The 14,682-nt window shown below is 71.0% G+C and carries 14 protein-coding genes; 8 read left to right on the forward strand and 6 right to left on the reverse strand.

Going from position 1 to position 14,682, the window contains the following annotated elements:
* On the reverse strand, positions 1–551 hold a 551-nt coding region (locus IEY86_RS34630; RefSeq protein ID WP_189135876.1), incomplete at its 3' end, for a cbb3-type cytochrome c oxidase subunit I.
* Positions 548–1,510 (reverse strand): aa3-type cytochrome oxidase subunit II, encoded by a 963-nt coding sequence (ctaC, locus tag IEY86_RS34635; protein ID WP_189135877.1) that lies wholly within the window; start codon positions 1,508–1,510, stop codon positions 548–550. The genes ctaC and IEY86_RS34630, both read right to left, overlap by 4 nt.
* A 247-nt stretch (positions 1,511–1,757) precedes the next feature.
* On the opposite strand from ctaC, the gene IEY86_RS34640 reads away from it, so the two are divergent.
* Positions 1,758–3,167 (forward strand): cysteine desulfurase/sulfurtransferase TusA family protein, encoded by a 1,410-nt coding sequence (locus tag IEY86_RS34640; protein WP_189135878.1) that lies wholly within the window; start codon positions 1,758–1,760, stop codon positions 3,165–3,167.
* 120 nt (positions 3,168–3,287) lie between these two features.
* Here the strand turns inward: IEY86_RS34640 and IEY86_RS34645 are convergent, their stop codons facing one another.
* Positions 3,288–4,265, reverse strand: coding sequence for a carbohydrate kinase family protein (locus tag IEY86_RS34645; RefSeq protein ID WP_189135879.1), 978 nt, complete (start codon positions 4,263–4,265; stop codon positions 3,288–3,290).
* A gap of 226 nt (positions 4,266–4,491) precedes the next feature.
* Here IEY86_RS34645 and IEY86_RS34650 point away from each other — a divergent pair, with 226 nt between their 5' ends.
* The gene (locus tag IEY86_RS34650) at positions 4,492–4,710 is read left to right on the forward strand and encodes a hypothetical protein (protein ID WP_189135880.1); all 219 of its coding nucleotides are present in this window, start codon (positions 4,492–4,494) and stop codon (positions 4,708–4,710) included.
* 227 nt (positions 4,711–4,937) lie between these two features.
* Positions 4,938–6,596: a hypothetical protein gene (locus IEY86_RS34655; protein WP_189135881.1), complete on the forward strand. Its 1,659-nt coding sequence runs from the start codon at positions 4,938–4,940 to the stop codon at positions 6,594–6,596.
* A gap of 94 nt (positions 6,597–6,690) precedes the next feature.
* On the opposite strand, the gene IEY86_RS34660 is transcribed toward IEY86_RS34655, so the two are convergent.
* Positions 6,691–7,044, reverse strand: a complete 354-nt coding sequence (locus IEY86_RS34660; protein ID WP_189135882.1) for a HesB/IscA family protein — start codon at positions 7,042–7,044, stop codon at positions 6,691–6,693.
* 305 nt (positions 7,045–7,349) lie between these two features.
* Between IEY86_RS34660 and nadA the strand changes: the two genes are divergently transcribed.
* Together nadA and IEY86_RS34670 are read left to right on the forward strand one after the other, a co-directional pair.
* On the forward strand, positions 7,350–8,555 hold the full coding sequence (gene nadA, locus IEY86_RS34665; protein ID WP_189135883.1) for a quinolinate synthase NadA: 1,206 nt from the start codon (positions 7,350–7,352) through the stop codon (positions 8,553–8,555).
* Between the two features lie 261 nt (positions 8,556–8,816).
* On the forward strand, positions 8,817–9,686 hold the full coding sequence (locus IEY86_RS34670) for a GNAT family N-acetyltransferase (protein ID WP_189135884.1): 870 nt from the start codon (positions 8,817–8,819) through the stop codon (positions 9,684–9,686).
* Positions 9,687–9,877: 191 nt separating this feature from the next.
* Here the strand turns inward: IEY86_RS34670 and pspAA are convergent, their stop codons facing one another.
* Together pspAA and IEY86_RS34680 are read right to left on the reverse strand one after the other, a co-directional pair.
* Positions 9,878–10,156 (reverse strand): PspA-associated protein PspAA, encoded by a 279-nt coding sequence (gene pspAA, locus IEY86_RS34675; RefSeq protein WP_189135885.1) that lies wholly within the window; start codon positions 10,154–10,156, stop codon positions 9,878–9,880.
* 36 nt (positions 10,157–10,192) lie between these two features.
* Positions 10,193–10,960, reverse strand: coding sequence for a PspA/IM30 family protein (locus IEY86_RS34680; protein WP_189135886.1), 768 nt, complete (start codon positions 10,958–10,960; stop codon positions 10,193–10,195).
* A 247-nt stretch (positions 10,961–11,207) separates the two neighbouring features.
* Between IEY86_RS34680 and IEY86_RS34685 the strand changes: the two genes are divergently transcribed.
* From IEY86_RS34685 to IEY86_RS34695, 3 genes are all read left to right on the forward strand, one after another.
* Complete coding sequence (locus IEY86_RS34685; protein ID WP_229699034.1) at positions 11,208–11,804, forward strand: DUF3043 domain-containing protein; 597 nt, start codon at positions 11,208–11,210, stop codon at positions 11,802–11,804.
* A 71-nt stretch (positions 11,805–11,875) separates the two neighbouring features.
* Positions 11,876–12,640 carry a class I SAM-dependent methyltransferase gene (locus IEY86_RS34690; RefSeq protein ID WP_189135889.1) on the forward strand — a complete coding sequence of 255 codons (765 nt, stop codon included), beginning with the start codon at positions 11,876–11,878 and terminating at the stop codon, positions 12,638–12,640.
* A 54-nt stretch (positions 12,641–12,694) separates the two neighbouring features.
* Positions 12,695–13,693 carry an aldo/keto reductase family protein gene (locus IEY86_RS34695; protein ID WP_189135888.1) on the forward strand — a complete coding sequence of 333 codons (999 nt, stop codon included), beginning with the start codon at positions 12,695–12,697 and terminating at the stop codon, positions 13,691–13,693.
* The last annotated feature ends 989 nt before the right edge of the window (positions 13,694–14,682 follow it).

The raw sequence follows: 14,682 nt of genomic DNA on the forward strand, positions 1-14,682 counted from the left end.
CCGAAACCGGAGAACGCCAGACCCATGATCCACATGTCCGCGCCCACACCCGGCGAGCGCACCGCGTCCGACAGCGGCGCATAAGCGAACCAGCCGAAGTCGGCGGCGCCCTGCGGGGTCAGGAACCCGGCCACCGCGATCAGCGACCCGAACAGGTACAGCCAGTACGCGAACATGTTCAGCCGCGGGAACGCCACATCCGGCGCACCGATCTGCAACGGCATGATCCAGTTGGTGAAGCCCGCGAACAGCGGCGTCGCGAACATCAGCAGCATGATCGTGCCGTGCATCGTGAACGCCTGGTTGAACTGCTCGTTCGACATCACCTGCGAACCGGGGCGGGCGAGCTCGGCGCGCATGATCAGCGCCAGCACCCCGCCGAGGATGAAGAAGGCGAACGACGTGATCAGGTACAGGGAGCCGATCGTCTTGTGGTCGGTGGTCGTCAGCCACTTGACGACGACGTTCCCCGGTTCCCTGCGTCGCTGCGGCACCTTCGCCTGGGTCTCGCCTTCCTCGGCGGCACCCTGGGGTTCATTGAGGATGCTCACTTGTGCTCACTCTCCGACTGCTGGGTGCGCGCGTTCTTCGCGTCACCCGTGACGGCGATACCCGCGTTGAGGTAGCCGGTCTGGCCCTTCTTCGCAAGCGTGTTCAGGTAGTCGCGGTAGTCACTGGGCGAGACGACCTTGACGTTGAAGAGCATCCGCGAGTGGTCCTCGCCGCACAGCTCGGCGCACTTGCCGCGGAAGGTGCCCTTCTTGTTGGCGACGATCTGGAACTTGTTGGTGTGCCCCGGGATCACGTCCAGCTTGAACAGGAAGTTGGGCACCCAGAACGAGTGGATGACATCACGAGAGGTGAGGATGAACTGCACCGTCTCGCCCTCGGGGAGGACCAGCAGCGGGGGCTTGCCCGGGGTGCCGAAGTTGTAGACGCCCTCGGCGCTCTGCGGGGCGCGCTCGAGCAGGTCCGTCGGGATCGCGCTGAGATCCGGATTGTCGGTGAGGGGCTGCGCCGGAGTGCTGGGCTGCCCGTCCACGTTCTCCAGGTAGTTGAAGCCCCAGCTCCACTGGAAGCCGACGACGTTCACGACGTGCTTGGGCTTGCTGGAGGTCTTCAGCAGGTCGGTCTCGTCCCGCGCGGTGAAGTAGAACAGCACCGCGATGATGATCAGCGGGACCACCGTGTACAACGCCTCGATGGGCATGTTGTACCGGGTCTGGGGGGGCACCTCCACCTTGGTGCGGCTGCGGCGATGGAAGATCACGGCCCAGATGATCAGGCCCCACACCAGGACGCCGGTCGCCAGCGCCGCGGCCCACGAGCCCTGCCACAGGGAGATGACGATCGGCCCCTGCTCAGTGGCGGGGCTGGGCAGGCCGAGCCTGGGAAAGTCTTCATAGGAGCAACCGGTGGCGGTCGCCAGGACCAGGCCCGCGGCGAGCGCCTGCGGCAGCTTCCGCCGCATAGAGCGCCGCGGCGAGCGGTCGGAGCCGTTGGGACTCACGTAGCGCCTTCCCGAGAGTCTCGCCCGCGGGAGAAGTGCCTGTCCGCCCGTTTCGGCGGTCCGACCCATGCGCGGGCAGGGGTTTGGATGTTTATGCGGACCAAACCCTACTGGACGCTATTTGGGGTCGTGCGGGCAGGTGGGGCTAAGTCGGCGTGGCGTATCCGGGGGCCCGCGCGAAGGTATGGAATGCCCTGTGAGCGCGCGGTTCTGACCGCGTTCCGCCGAGGTCGGTTAACGTGCGAAGGTGCCCTACTTCGACGCCGCCTCCTCCGCTCCCCTCCACCCCGTCGCACGTCAGGCCCTGCTCGCCGCGCTGGACGAGGGGTGGGCGGATCCGGCCAGGCTCTACCGCGACGGCCGGCGCGCCCGGATGCTGCTCGACGCCGCCCGGGAGACCGCGGCGGAGGCCGTCGGGTGCCGCGCCGACGAACTGGTCTTCACTCCTTCGGGGACCCAAGGAGTGCACCTGGGGGTGCTGGGAGCGCTCGCCGGGCGCCGCCGGGTCGGCGACCGCCTGGTGGTCTCGGCCGTCGAGCACTCCTCCGTGCTGCACTGCGCCGAGGTGCACGAGGCGAGCGGCGGGACGGTGGACCAGGTCGGTGTGGACCGCCTCGGCCGGGTCGATCCCGAGGTGTTCGCCGCCGCGCTGACCGAGGGGACGGCGCTGGCGTGCCTTCAGTCCGCCAACCATGAGGTGGGCACGGTCCAGCCGGTCGCCGAGGTGGCCGCCGCGTGCCGGGAGGCCGGGGTGCCGCTGTTCGTGGACGCGGCGCAGAGCCTGGGCCGGATGCCCGTGCCCGAGGGGTGGTCGCTGCTGGCGGCGAGCGCGCACAAATGGGGTGGCCCGCCCGGGGTGGGGCTGCTCGCCGTACGCAAGGGTGTCCGCCATGTCCCACCGCTCCCCCGCGACGAGCGGGAACGCGGCCGGGTGCCGGGCTTCGAGAACGTGCCCGCCATCGTGGCGGCGGCCGCTTCGCTGCGGGCCGTGCGCGAGCAGGCCGCCACCGAGAGCGACCGGCTGTCGGCGCTGGTGGAGCGGATCAGGACGCGCGTGCCCGAACTCGTCCCGGATGTCGAAGTGGTGGGCGACCCGGCGCGGCGGCTGCCGCATCTGGTCACCTTCTCCTGCCTCTACGTCGACGGTGAGGCGCTGCTGACGGAGCTGGACCGGGCGGGCTTCGCTGTCTCGTCCGGCTCGTCGTGCACCTCCAGCACCCTGACCCCGAGCCATGTGCTGCGGGCGATGGGCGTGCTGTCGGAGGGCAACGTGCGGGTCTCGCTGCCGTCCGGCACCACCGAGGAGGATGTGGAGCGCTTCCTCGGCGTACTGCCGGGGGTGGTGCGGGGGGTCCGCGAGCAGCTGGGGGCGCCGACCGGGGAGCCGGGCCCGCGGCCGACGGCGGGCGAGGAGGCCGCGCTGGTGCTCGACACGCTGGGCCGCCGCTGCCCGATCCCGGTCATCGAACTGGCCAATCGGATCCGCGAAGTGAGGGCGGGCTCGGTCGTCGCGGTGCTCTCCGACGACGAGGCGGCCCGGCTGGATGTCCCCGCGTGGTGCGAGATGCGCGGCCAGGAGTATCTGGGCGAGCGGCCTGCGGCGGACTTCGGCGCCGACCGCGGCAGTGCCTACCTGGTCCGCCGGGTCGAGGAGTGACCCCGCCTCGGTCCGCCGGGTCGAGGAGGGATCCCACCCTGGTCCGCCGGGTCGAGGAGTGACCCCGCCTCGGTCCGCCGGGTCGAGGGCTGCCCCCGCCCGGCGGACCGTACGGCGTGGTCAGCCCTCGAGGTGGGCCCTGATCTCGGCTCCGGCCTCGTGCCCGTAGGCCTTGACGAAGCGGTCGATGAAGTGGCCCCGGCGCAGCTCGTACTCCTGGGTGCCCACGGTCTCGATGACGAGGGTGGCGAGCATGCAGCCCACCTGCGCCGCCCGCTCATTGCCGAGCTCCCAGGACAGGCCCGCCAGGAACCCGGCGCGGAAGGCGTCGCCGACACCCGTCGGGTCGAGCTTGCGCTCCTCCTCGGCGCAGCCCACCGTGATCGTGTCCTCCCCGGTGCGCTCGATACGGACACCCTTGGCACCGAGCGTGGTGACACGGGTGCCGACGCGGCCGAGGATCTCCTCCGAGGTCCAGCCGGTCTTGGTCTCGATGAGCGCCTTCTCGTACTCGTTGGTGAACAGGTACGTGGCGCCGTCGATCAGCCGGCGGATGTCGTCGCCGTCCATGCGGGCGAGCTGCTGGGAGGGGTCGGCCGCGAAGGGGATGCCCCGCGAGCGGCACTCCTCGGTGTGGCGCAGCATCGCCTCCGGGTCGTCGGCGCCGATGAGCACCAGGTCCAGGCCGCCGACCCGCTCGGCGACGGGCCGCAGCTCGATGAGCCGGGCCTCGCTCATGGCGCCCGTGTAGAAGGACGCGATCTGGTTGTGGTCGTTGTCCGTGGTGCACACGAAACGGGCGGTGTGGTGCACCTCGGAGATGTGGACGCTCGCCGTGTCCACGTTGTGCCGGTCGAGCCAGGAGCGGTATTCGGCGAAGTCGGCGCCCGCGGCGCCGACCAGGACGGGGCGCAGTCCGAGCACGCCCATGCCGAAGCAGATGTTGGGGGCGACCCCGCCGCGGCGCACGTCGAGCGTGTCCACGAGGAAGGAGAGCGAGACCGTGTGCAGCTGGTCCGCGACGAGTTGCTCGGCGAACCGGCCGGGGAAGGTCATCAGGTGGTCTGTGGCGATCGAGCCGGTGACAGCGATACGCACGGCGGGCTGGCTCCTGGTGGTGGGCGACGTGGGGTCGGCCCCTTGGCGCCAGGGCCTCGGACCGACCTACCCACGCTACCCGTCTCCCAAGCGGGTTCCCGAGCCAGCGGGCGGGGTACCCGGAAATTACCCGAAAGTACGCCTTCATTGACCGATGGGGGGCGCCTAGGGTCGAGGGAGAAGTGACGGCTCGACCCCTTCCAGGCCCGACGACCAGGAGACGCACATGTCGCAGCGCATGCACTCCTCCGCTCCGCGGCCCGCCAGCGTGGAACCGGAATCCCTCGCCGAACTCGTCGGTGACTGCGTCCGGATGGCCCGCCACTGGCCGGTGCCGCACACTCCGCCGATCGCTCCGCCCACTCCGTGGGAGCGCATCCACGGCGTCCGGGTCTCGGACTCCTCCGCGCACCTGCTGGACGGGATGTCCGACTACGGCGACTGAACGATCCGAGGGGTGCGGCTGAGCGGCGCGGCCGGGCGTCGCTGCTGGGCGTCGCTGCTGGGCGTCGCTGCTGGGCGTCGCTGCTGGGCCGATCGGCGTATGGGCCTCACCCTTGAGAGGTCCCCGAGGGGAAAGAGGGGAACCGCTTCGAGTGCTGCTCCGTCACACCTGCGGGTCCGGCGATTGGGCCCGGGTGAGATGACGAGCGGAGCCGAAGGAGCGCAGCCGTGGGCAGCGACCACAACCCCAAGGGCACACCGGACGCCGAGCCGGGCGACAACGGCAGGACGTCGGCGGACGACACGGGCGTGCCCCACGACGGTCCCACCGCAACCCGTACCCGAAGGCCCTCGCTGGTGGCCGTCGCCGTCTCCACGGCGGTGCTGCTGGCGGGCGGCGGCGGAGCGTATCTCGCGGCGGCGGCGGCCAACGACTCCCACGGCCGCAACGGCAGCGCCTCGGCCGGGCAGAAGGTGGCTCCCCTCGCCCTCGACCGCTACCGGACGGGCGGCCTGGACAGCAACGACGGCCAGATCGCGCCGGGTGAGCCCGACCCCAACGGCTCGGGGCCGAAGTTCGTCGTCAAGGGCGAGCTTCCGGACGGGCCGAAGAAGGCCAAGGTCCAGCGCCCCTCGTCCAAGGCGCTCACGCGCGAGGACGTCGCCGCCCTGGCGAAGTCGCTCGGCATGGTGGGCGCGCCCAAGCACCAGGACGGGCAGTGGCTGGTGGGCGGCGCCCAGGACGGTGTCGGCCCCACGCTGCGGGTGAACCCGAAGGCCCCCGGTCAGTGGACCTACTCGACGGGCGGGGAGAACTCCTCCTCCGACGGCTGCGCCTCTGCGCCCGAGGACGGCGGGAACAAGCCCGGCCGGGGCAAGGCGTGCACCACCGAGCCGCGCAGCCACGGCGGGAGCGCGCCGGACGACGGCGGCAAGCCGATCTCCGAGAGCGAGGCGAAGGCCAAGGCGGCGCCGCTGCTGAAGTCGCTGGGCCTCGGGGACGCCGCCCTGAACGCCACACAGACCATGGGTGCCCTGCGCATCGTCACCGCGGAGCCCACGGTGGACGGCCTGCCGACGTTCGGATGGAGCACGACGCTCCAGATCGGCAAGGACGGGGTGCGCTCGGGCAACGGCTCGCTGTCGAAGCTCGTCCCGGGCGCCGAGTACCCGGTGATCAACGCCAAGCGGGCGGTGCGACTGCTCCAGAACAACCCGGGCGCCACCGTGTCCGACGGCTCCGCGGTCATGCCGTGCGTGCCCCAGCAGCCGGAGGGCCCCAAGGCGTCGGCCCGCCCGGTGCTGCCGGCCGAGCCGGAACGGAACAAGCCGTCGGAGCCGAGGCACTCCCGGCCCATGGAGCCCCCGTTGGTGGGGTGCCAAGCGCCCAAGAGGTCCGAGCCCACACCGCAGGAGATCCGCAAGGCGGAGTTCGGCCTGTCCACGCAGTCCGTGGGCGGTAGGACGGCGCTGGTGCCGTCGTGGCTGTTCACGGTGGCGTCGCAGGGCTCGAAGGACACCTATGTGGCCGCTCAGGTCGCGGTGGACCCGAAGTACATCGCCAAGCCGAAGCCGGTGACCCCGTCCCCGCACAAGCCGGGCAAGCCCGTTCCGGACGAGAAGATGAACGTGGAGTCCTACACCGTGGACGGCAGCACGCTGACCCTGACCTTCTGGGGCGGGGTGTGCAGTGACTTCTCCGCCACGGCCAAGGAGTCCAAGGGCGAGGTGCGGGTCTCGGTGATCGGCAAGTGGAACAGGAAGGCCGACGTCTGCATCGACCTGGCCAAGGAGTACAAGGAGAAGGTCACGCTGGACAAGCCGCTGGGCGGGCGCAAGGTCGTCGACGCGAGCGACGGCGAGCGGGTGTCGATGCCGCGCAAGTGAGCGTGGGCAGGACGCGTACGACAGCGTGGTGAAGGCGGCGCTCCCCGGGCCGGGGAGCGCCGCCTTCACCGTGCCGGATGCTCGTCCGCCGTGCTCAGTGGAACGAGTCGCCGCAGGCGCAGGAGCCCGTGGCGTTCGGGTTGTCGATCGTGAAGCCCTGCTTCTCGATGGTGTCCACGAAGTCGATGGAGGCGCCGCCGAGGTAGGGGGCGCTCATCCGGTCGGTCACGACCTTCACGCCGTCGAAGTCCTTGACGACGTCACCGTCGAGCGAACGCTCGTCGAAGAAGAGCTGGTACCGCAGGCCCGAGCAGCCGCCGGGCTGGACGGCCACTCGCAGCGCCAGATCGTCACGGCCCTCCTGCTCAAGCAGGCCCTTGACCTTCTGCGCTGCGGCGTCGGACAGGATGATGCCGCTGTCGGCGGTGGTCTCGTCCTGAACGGTCATCTGCTTACTCCCAGGTCGTACGGACTGCTGCCGCAGGTTTCAACCGGCGGGGCGCCGGTTTCATTTCCGGCTCAGGCGATTCGTTGGTCTTACTCGACAATGCTCGCACATCGTGCTGGTGCGTCGGCACCGGCGGCGCTCGTGATGTGGTGCACACCATCGCAGCCGCCATCGTCAAAGTGACGCGAACCGACTATCATGGATTGTGTCAGTTAGACGAGAAGCCATGTGCGACAGCCGCCGTGGCGGCGGAGGACCGCCGCTCGCGGTGCCCATCAGCCGAGAGCCCTGAGCCGACAGAAAGGGTGCGTGTCGTGACCACCACCCAAGACCTGGACTTCCCGAGGGGACTGTCCGAGGAGCCCGAGCCGACTCCTCTCGCCCTTCTCCTGCTGGGCCGCTCCGCGGACCCGCTCAGCGAGCGGGGCGTCGAGTGCCCGGGCGACCTGCCCGCGCCGTCGGACCCGGACCTGGTCGAACGGGCCCGGGCCGCGAAGGAGCGACTCGGCGAACGAGTGTTCGTACTGGGGCACCACTACCAGCGTGACGAGGTGATCCAGTTCGCCGACGTCACCGGCGACTCGTTCAAGCTCGCCCGGGACGCGGCGGCACGGCCGCAGGCGGAGTTCATCGTCTTCTGCGGTGTCCACTTCATGGCCGAGAGCGCGGACATCCTCACCTCCGGGGACCAGCAGGTCATCCTGCCTGACCTGGCCGCCGGCTGCTCGATGGCGGACATGGCCACCGCCGAGCAGGTCGCCGAGTGCTGGGACGTGCTCACCGAAGCCGGGGCAGCCGGCGCCACCGTGCCGGTGTCGTACATGAACTCCTCGGCCGACATCAAGGCGTTCACCGGGGCCCACGGCGGCACCATCTGCACCTCGTCCAACGCCAAGCGGGCCCTGGAGTGGGCGTTCCAGCAGGGCGAGAAGGTGCTCTTCCTGCCCGACCAGCACCTCGGCCGCAACACCGCCGTGCGCGACATGGGCCTCTCGCTCGACGACTGCGTGGTCTACAACCCGCACAAGCCCGGCGGCGGCCTCACCGCCGAGCAGCTGCGCGCCGCGAAGATGATCCTGTGGCGCGGGCACTGCTCGGTGCACGGCCGTTTCTCGCTCGACTCGGTGAACGACGTGCGCGAGCGCATCCCGGGCGTCAATGTCCTGGTCCACCCCGAGTGCAAGCACGAGGTCGTCTCGGCCGCCGACCACGTGGGCTCGACCGAGTACATCATCAAGGCGCTGGACGCCGCCCCGGCCGGCTCCGCCTGGGCCATCGGCACCGAGCTGAACCTGGTCCGGCGCCTGGCCAAGGCCCACCCGGACAAGCAGATCGTCTTCCTCGACAAGACCGTCTGCTTCTGCTCGACCATGAACCGGATCGACCTGCCGCACCTGGTCTGGGCGCTCGAGTCGCTCGCGGACGGCACTGTCGTCAACCGGATCGAGGTCGACAAGGAGACCGAGGCCAACGCGAAGCTCGCCCTGGAGCGGATGCTCGCGCTGCCGTAGCGGTGCCCCGCGGGGCTCGCGGGCAGACGCCTTCGGCGGGGCCGGACGACTACCGTCCGGCCCCGCCGTCCGTACGGCCCCGCCGTCCGTACGGCCCTGTCGTCCGTCCGATCCCCGTGGCCCGGCCCGTCGTCCGCCCGGCCCGTCGTCCTCCCGGCCCATCGCCCGTACGGTCCCATCGCCCGTCCGGTCCCCGCCGACCGACACTGATCGGCCCAACTCGCTTGCGCCGCCAGGGTGCTCCATGGCCAGGATGAAGGCATGCTGCTGCGCCAAGTACGCGACGACGCCGCCGACGCCGAGACCGTGCAGTCCGTGACCGCCGCCGCCTTCCACGAGACCGAACTGTCCGCGGCCTGGCCGCACGAACGGCTCGTCCGAAGCCACAGTCGCACCCGCCACATGGCCCGCACCGACCCGGAGGGCTGCTGGCTCGCCATCGACCCCGACAGCGGCAAGGCGCTGGGGGCCGTCCTGTCCACCCGCCGTGAGGGCACCTGGGGCCTGTCCCTGTTCGCCGTCGTGCCCCAGGCGCAGGGCAAGGGGGTCGGCAAGGCGCTGCTGGACCGGGCGAGACTGCACGGCCGGGCGTGTCTGCGGGGGATCATCTGCGGCTCCCAGGACGCGAGGGCGGCGCGGCGGTACCGGCTGGCCGGGTTCACCCTGCATCCCGCGATGCGCCTGACCGGTGTGGTGGAGGACCGTTCGGGGCTTCCCGAGCCCGACGGCGTGCCCGTGCACCCGGGGACGGTCCACCAGCGCGATCTGATGGATTCCGTGGACCGCAGGCTGCGCGGCGGCGCCCACGGCCCCGACCACGAGGAGATGGTGCGCCACTTCGGCCTGCTCGTCGTGGACACCCTGGTCGGAAGCGGCTACTGCTACCTGCTCGGCGGCAAGATCGAACTGCTGGCCGCCACCTCCAGGCGGGTCGCCACCCGGCTGCTGACCGAGGCGCTGCTCAGGATGCCTCCCGGGACCGAGGTCACCGTGCCGCACCTGACCGCCGAGCAGGAGTGGGCGGTCGATGTGGGCCTCGCGGCGGGCCTGTCCGTCTCGAACTCGGGCTACCTCTGCCTGCGCGGCATGCGCCCGCCGTCCCCCTACATCCCGTCGGGGGCGTTCCTCTGACCCCACCGTTGCTCCGACCCCAGCGTGCCTGACCCCAGCGTGACTCTGACCCCGTCTGACCCCGTCTGACCCCAGGTGACTCCGACGCCACCGTGACTCCGACGCCACCGTGACGCGCAGCGCCCCGGCCCCCTCGTCGGGGCCGGGGCGCTCAGGCGGGTCGGAGTACGTGTCCGAGGACCGTCCCGCGACTACCCGGGGATGAGCCCGTCGTCGCGGAGCATGGCGCGGACCTCCTCCAGGGAGGCGTCGCTGGACGGCAGGATCAGCTCGGACGGCTCCAGGGAGTCGTCGGGCAGCGGCTCACCCAGCTCGCGCACGGCGTCCAGCAGCGCGTTCAGGGTCAGCCGGAACGAGGCGTCGTCGCCGTTGTCCATGGCGGCGAGCAGCGCGTCGTCGAGCTCGTTCAACCGGGTGAGGTGGCTGTCGGCCAGCCTCACCTGCCCCTCCCCCATGATCCGGACGATCATGACGGGTCTCCTTCGCGGAAGGTTCCGATCGGGCCGCTACTTTTCGAACTTCGGCTGGTCCTGCGGCTTCTGGCCGCCCTCGATGGCCTGCTGCGGGGAGCCCCCGGCCAGCTCGGCCTTCATGCGCTGAAGCTCCAGCTCGACGTCCGTGCCGCCGGAGATCCGGTCCAGCTCGGCACCGATGTCGTCCTTGGCCAGCCCGCTCGGGTCGTCCAGCGCACCCGAGGCGAGAAGCTCGTCGATGGCACCGGCACGCGCCTGGAGCTGCGCGGTCTTGTCCTCCGCGCGCTGGATCGCCAGGCCGACGTCGCCCATCTCCTCCGAGATGCCCGAGAAGGCCTCGCCGATCTTGGTCTGGGCCTGTGCGGCCGTGTAGGTGGCCTTGATGGTCTCCTTCCTCGTACGGAAGGCGTCCACCTTGGCCTGCAGACGCTGGGCCGCAAGGGTGAGCTTCTCCTCCTCGCCCTGCAGCGTCTGGTGCTGCGCCTCGAGGTCGGTGACCTGCTGCTGCAGCGACGCGCGGCGGCTGAGCGCCTCACGGGCCAGATCCTCCCGGCCCAGCGCCAGCGCCTTGCGGCCCTGGTCCTCGTATTTGGAGGACTGCTGCTGCAACTGGTTCAGCTGCAGCTCGAGACGCTTGCGCGACGTGGCCACGTCGGCGACGCCACGGCGTACCTTCTGCAGCAGTTCCAGCTGCTTCTGATACGAGTAGTCGAGCGTCTCGCGCGGGTCCTCGGCCCTGTCCAGGGCCTTATTGGCCTTCGCGCGGAAGATCATTCCCATCCGCTTCATGACACCGCTCATGGGCCTCGCGCGCCCCCTTCTCCGACATGCTCCGCCTGTACAGACCCAACAGTACGGGCCGTGGTTCCATTACCGCACTGTTCACGGCCGGATGCGCTCCTCCTACAGGACGATCACACCGCTCCGGGGTCCGGCCCAGGGTGTAGGCGCGGCAGTAGGTGACGTACGGGGCCGGGCCCGGCGCCCGATATCGGATCGTTCCCTCCAGGAGTGGGGCCCAACCCCTGCCACCACGTACTCTTCGTGTGTGTTTCGACGTCGTTCCAAGGATGAGCAGGCCTCGACCGTCACGGTCGGCGCCGACCCCGGCAATCAGCCCCGGGACCCCCAGGCCCCCAAGGGGCGCCCGACCCCCAAGCGCAGCGAGGCCGAAGCCGGCCGCCGCACTCGGGTGACGGCCCCAGCGAACCGCAAGGACGCCGCCAAGCAGGCCCGAGAGCGCCGCCGCGCCGACCTGGCCAAGCAGCGCGAGGCCCTGGCGTCAGGCGACGAGCGCTACCTGCCGCCGCGCGACAAGGGCCCCGTGCGCAAGCTGGCGCGCAACTACGTGGACTCGCGGCTGGTCATCGCCGAGTACTTCCTGCCGCTGGCCGTGCTGATCCTCATCCTGAGCATGGTGCCGTCGGCGAACATCAAGAGCATCGCGCTGCTGTGCTGGCTCGTGGTGATCGTGCTGATCGTCGCGGACTCGTTCCGGATCACGTTCGGCCTCAAGCGGACGCTTCGGGAGCGCCTGCCCGACGAGAACCGGCGCGGGGTCGTCGCCTACGCCCTGATGCGGACGCTCCAAATGCGCCGCCTGCGACTGCCGAAGCCGCAGGTCAAGCGCGGGGAGAAGATCTGAGCACGCTGCCGCCGGAGGAGTCCGGGACGGCGTACGCGCCTTCCCGGTTCTCCGGTGGAGCCCGTGCCTGGCTGCACGGACTCGGGGGGCTGCGCAATGTCGTCCGCCAGGAGCTCGTTGCCCGGCAGCTGAGCGCCAACCTGCCCGCCGGGCCCGCCGTGGACCCCTCCGCGCCCGCGCTGCGGGTGCTGGACGCGGGGTGCGGGCAGGGCACCCAGGCGCTGCGCCTGGCCCGCCAGGGGCACGAGGTCACGGGGATGGACCCCGATCCGGCCATGCTGGACACGGTGGCCTCGGCGCTGTCGGCCGAGCGGCCCGAGGTACAGGACCGGATGCGGCTGATACAGGGCGACGGGCGGGAGGTGGGCCGCCACTTCGGCCCGGCCACCTTCGACGCCGTGCTCTGCCACGGGGTGCTGATGTACCTGGACGAGCCCGACCCGATCCTGGCGGCGCTCGCGCGGGTGCTCAGGCCGGGTGGGCTGCTGTCGCTGGTGGTGCGCAACGCGGACGCACTGGCGATGCGGCCCGGCCTCGGCGGGGACTGGAGGGGCGCCCTGGAGGCGTTCGGCACCGACCGCTACGTCAACCGGCTGGGACTGGCCACCCGGGCGGACCGCCGCGAGGCGCTGGCGAGGACACTGCGCGAGATCGGCGTCCCGCTGAGGGAGTGGTACGGGGTGCGGGTCTTCACTGACACGGCGCCGGACGCGGCACGGGTGCCGGCCGACCCCGAGGAGTTCGAGGCGTTGCTGGCCGCGGAGGAGGCGGCGGGCGGACGCGATCCCTATCGCGGGGTGGCGGCGCTGCTGCACCTGTGCGCGGTGCGGGGTTGAGAGATCGGCGCCCGGGCCCTGGAATCGATCAGCGCCCCGCGTAGGGTCGGGCGCATGGAGTTTCGACACTTGGGCCGCAGCGGCCTGATCATCAGCGAGATCTCGTACGGCAACTGGATCACCCATGGGTCCCAGGTCGAGGAGGACGCCGCCACGGCGTGTGTGCGGGCGGCGCTGGACTCGGGGATCACGACGTTCGACACGGCGGACGTGTACGCGGGCACCCGGGCGGAGTCGGTGCTCGGCCGGGCTCTGAAGGACGAGCGGCGCGAGGGCCTGGAGATCTTCACGAAGGTGTTCTGGCCGACCGGTGAGGGCAGGAACGACCGGGGCCTGTCCCGCAAGCACATCATGGAGTCGATCAACGGATCGCTGCGGCGGTTGCAGACCGACTACGTCGACGTCTACCAGGCCCACCGGTACGACTACGAGACGCCTCTCGAGGAGACGATGGAGGCGTTCGCGGATGTGGTCCACTCGGGCAAGGCCCACTACATCGGCGTGTCCGAGTGGCGGGCGGAGGAGATACGGGCGGCCCACCGGCTGGCGCGGGAGTTGCGGATCCATCTGGTGTCGAACCAGCCCCAGTACTCGATGCTGTGGCGGGTGATCGAGGCGGAGGTCGTCCCGGCCTGCGAGGAGCTCGGCATCGGGCAGATCGTGTGGTCACCGATCGGGCAGGGTGTGCTGACGGGCAAGTACGTGCCGGGTCAGCGGCCTCCGGCGGGCAGCCGCGCGACGGACGACAAGGGCGGCTCGAACATGATCAGCCGCTGGCTGCGGGACGATGTGCTGGAGCGGGTCCAGCGGCTGAAGCCGCTGGCGGAGGAAGCGGGGTTGACGCTTTCGCAGCTGGCGGTGGCGTGGGTCCTGCAGAACCCGAACGTCTCGTCGGCGATCATCGGCGCCTCCCGGCCGGAACAGGTCAAGGAAAACGTGAAGGCGGCGGGGGTGAAGCTGGAGCCGGAGCTCCTGGCGAAGATCGACGAGATCTTCGACGCAGTGGTAGAGCTCGACCCGTCCCAGACAGTGAGCCCCCCACAGCGCCCCTAGGAGCCCTGCGCCGGGCTTGCGCCGGACTGGCGGTGCCCCTCCCGGGAGGAGTCTGCACGCGCGCTGCCGCGCGAAGGTCAAAGCCGTCAGTAACGGCGACGGCAAACGTCGGGCGCGGACCGACTCCCGCCGCCGGGCGGCGGCCGAGGCGGCGTCGCTTCGCGCGGAGGCGGCGGAGGCTTACGCCGAACTGACGGTCCCCCTCCCGGGTCACGGTCTGCCCGCGCGCTGCCGCGCGAAGGACAAAAGCGCTGACAACGGCGACGGCCGGCGCGGACCGACTCCCGCCCCCGGGCGGCGGCCGGGACCGCGCCGCTTCGCGCCGAAGCAGCGGAGGCCTACGCCGAACTGACGGTCCCCCTCCCGGGGCGCAGTCTGCCCGCGCGCTGCCGCGCGAAGGACAAAAGCACTGGCAACGGCGACGGCCGGCGCGGACCGACTCCCGCCCCCGGGCGGCGGCCGAGGCGGCGTCGCTTCGCGCGGAGGCGGCGGAGGCTTACGCCGAACTGACGGTCCCCCTCCCGACAGCCGGTACATCTGCGCGCTGCCGCGCGAAAGACTAAAGACGCAGGCGACGGCAAACGTCGGGCGCAAACTGACTCCCACCGCCGGGCGGCGGCCGGGACCGCGTCGCTTCGCGCCGATCAACGGCAGTGGGTCCGCGGGCGGAGGTATAGGGGTGCCGTTTTCAAAAGTGGTGGTGAACTTTGGGTCACGCGCCCCCGCGCGCACATCCCTGGGCGCGGATGCAATTGCACCACCAATTTCAAAAACGACCCCCATACCCCCTCGGGCCCGCCTCTCCGCGCGAAGCGCGCCCACCCAACCGCCGCCCGGCGGCGCAAACGAGCCGCCCACCCAGCGCTCACCGCTGCCAGCGCTTTTATCCTTCGCGCGGCAGCGCGTAGACAGACCGCGACCCGGGAGGCGGACCGTCAGTTCGGCGTAAGCCTCCGCCGCTTCGGCGCGAAGCGACGCGCTCTCGGCCG

Source organism: Wenjunlia tyrosinilytica (assembly GCF_014646055.1).
Lineage (GTDB): Bacteria > Actinomycetota > Actinomycetes > Streptomycetales > Streptomycetaceae > Wenjunlia > Wenjunlia tyrosinilytica.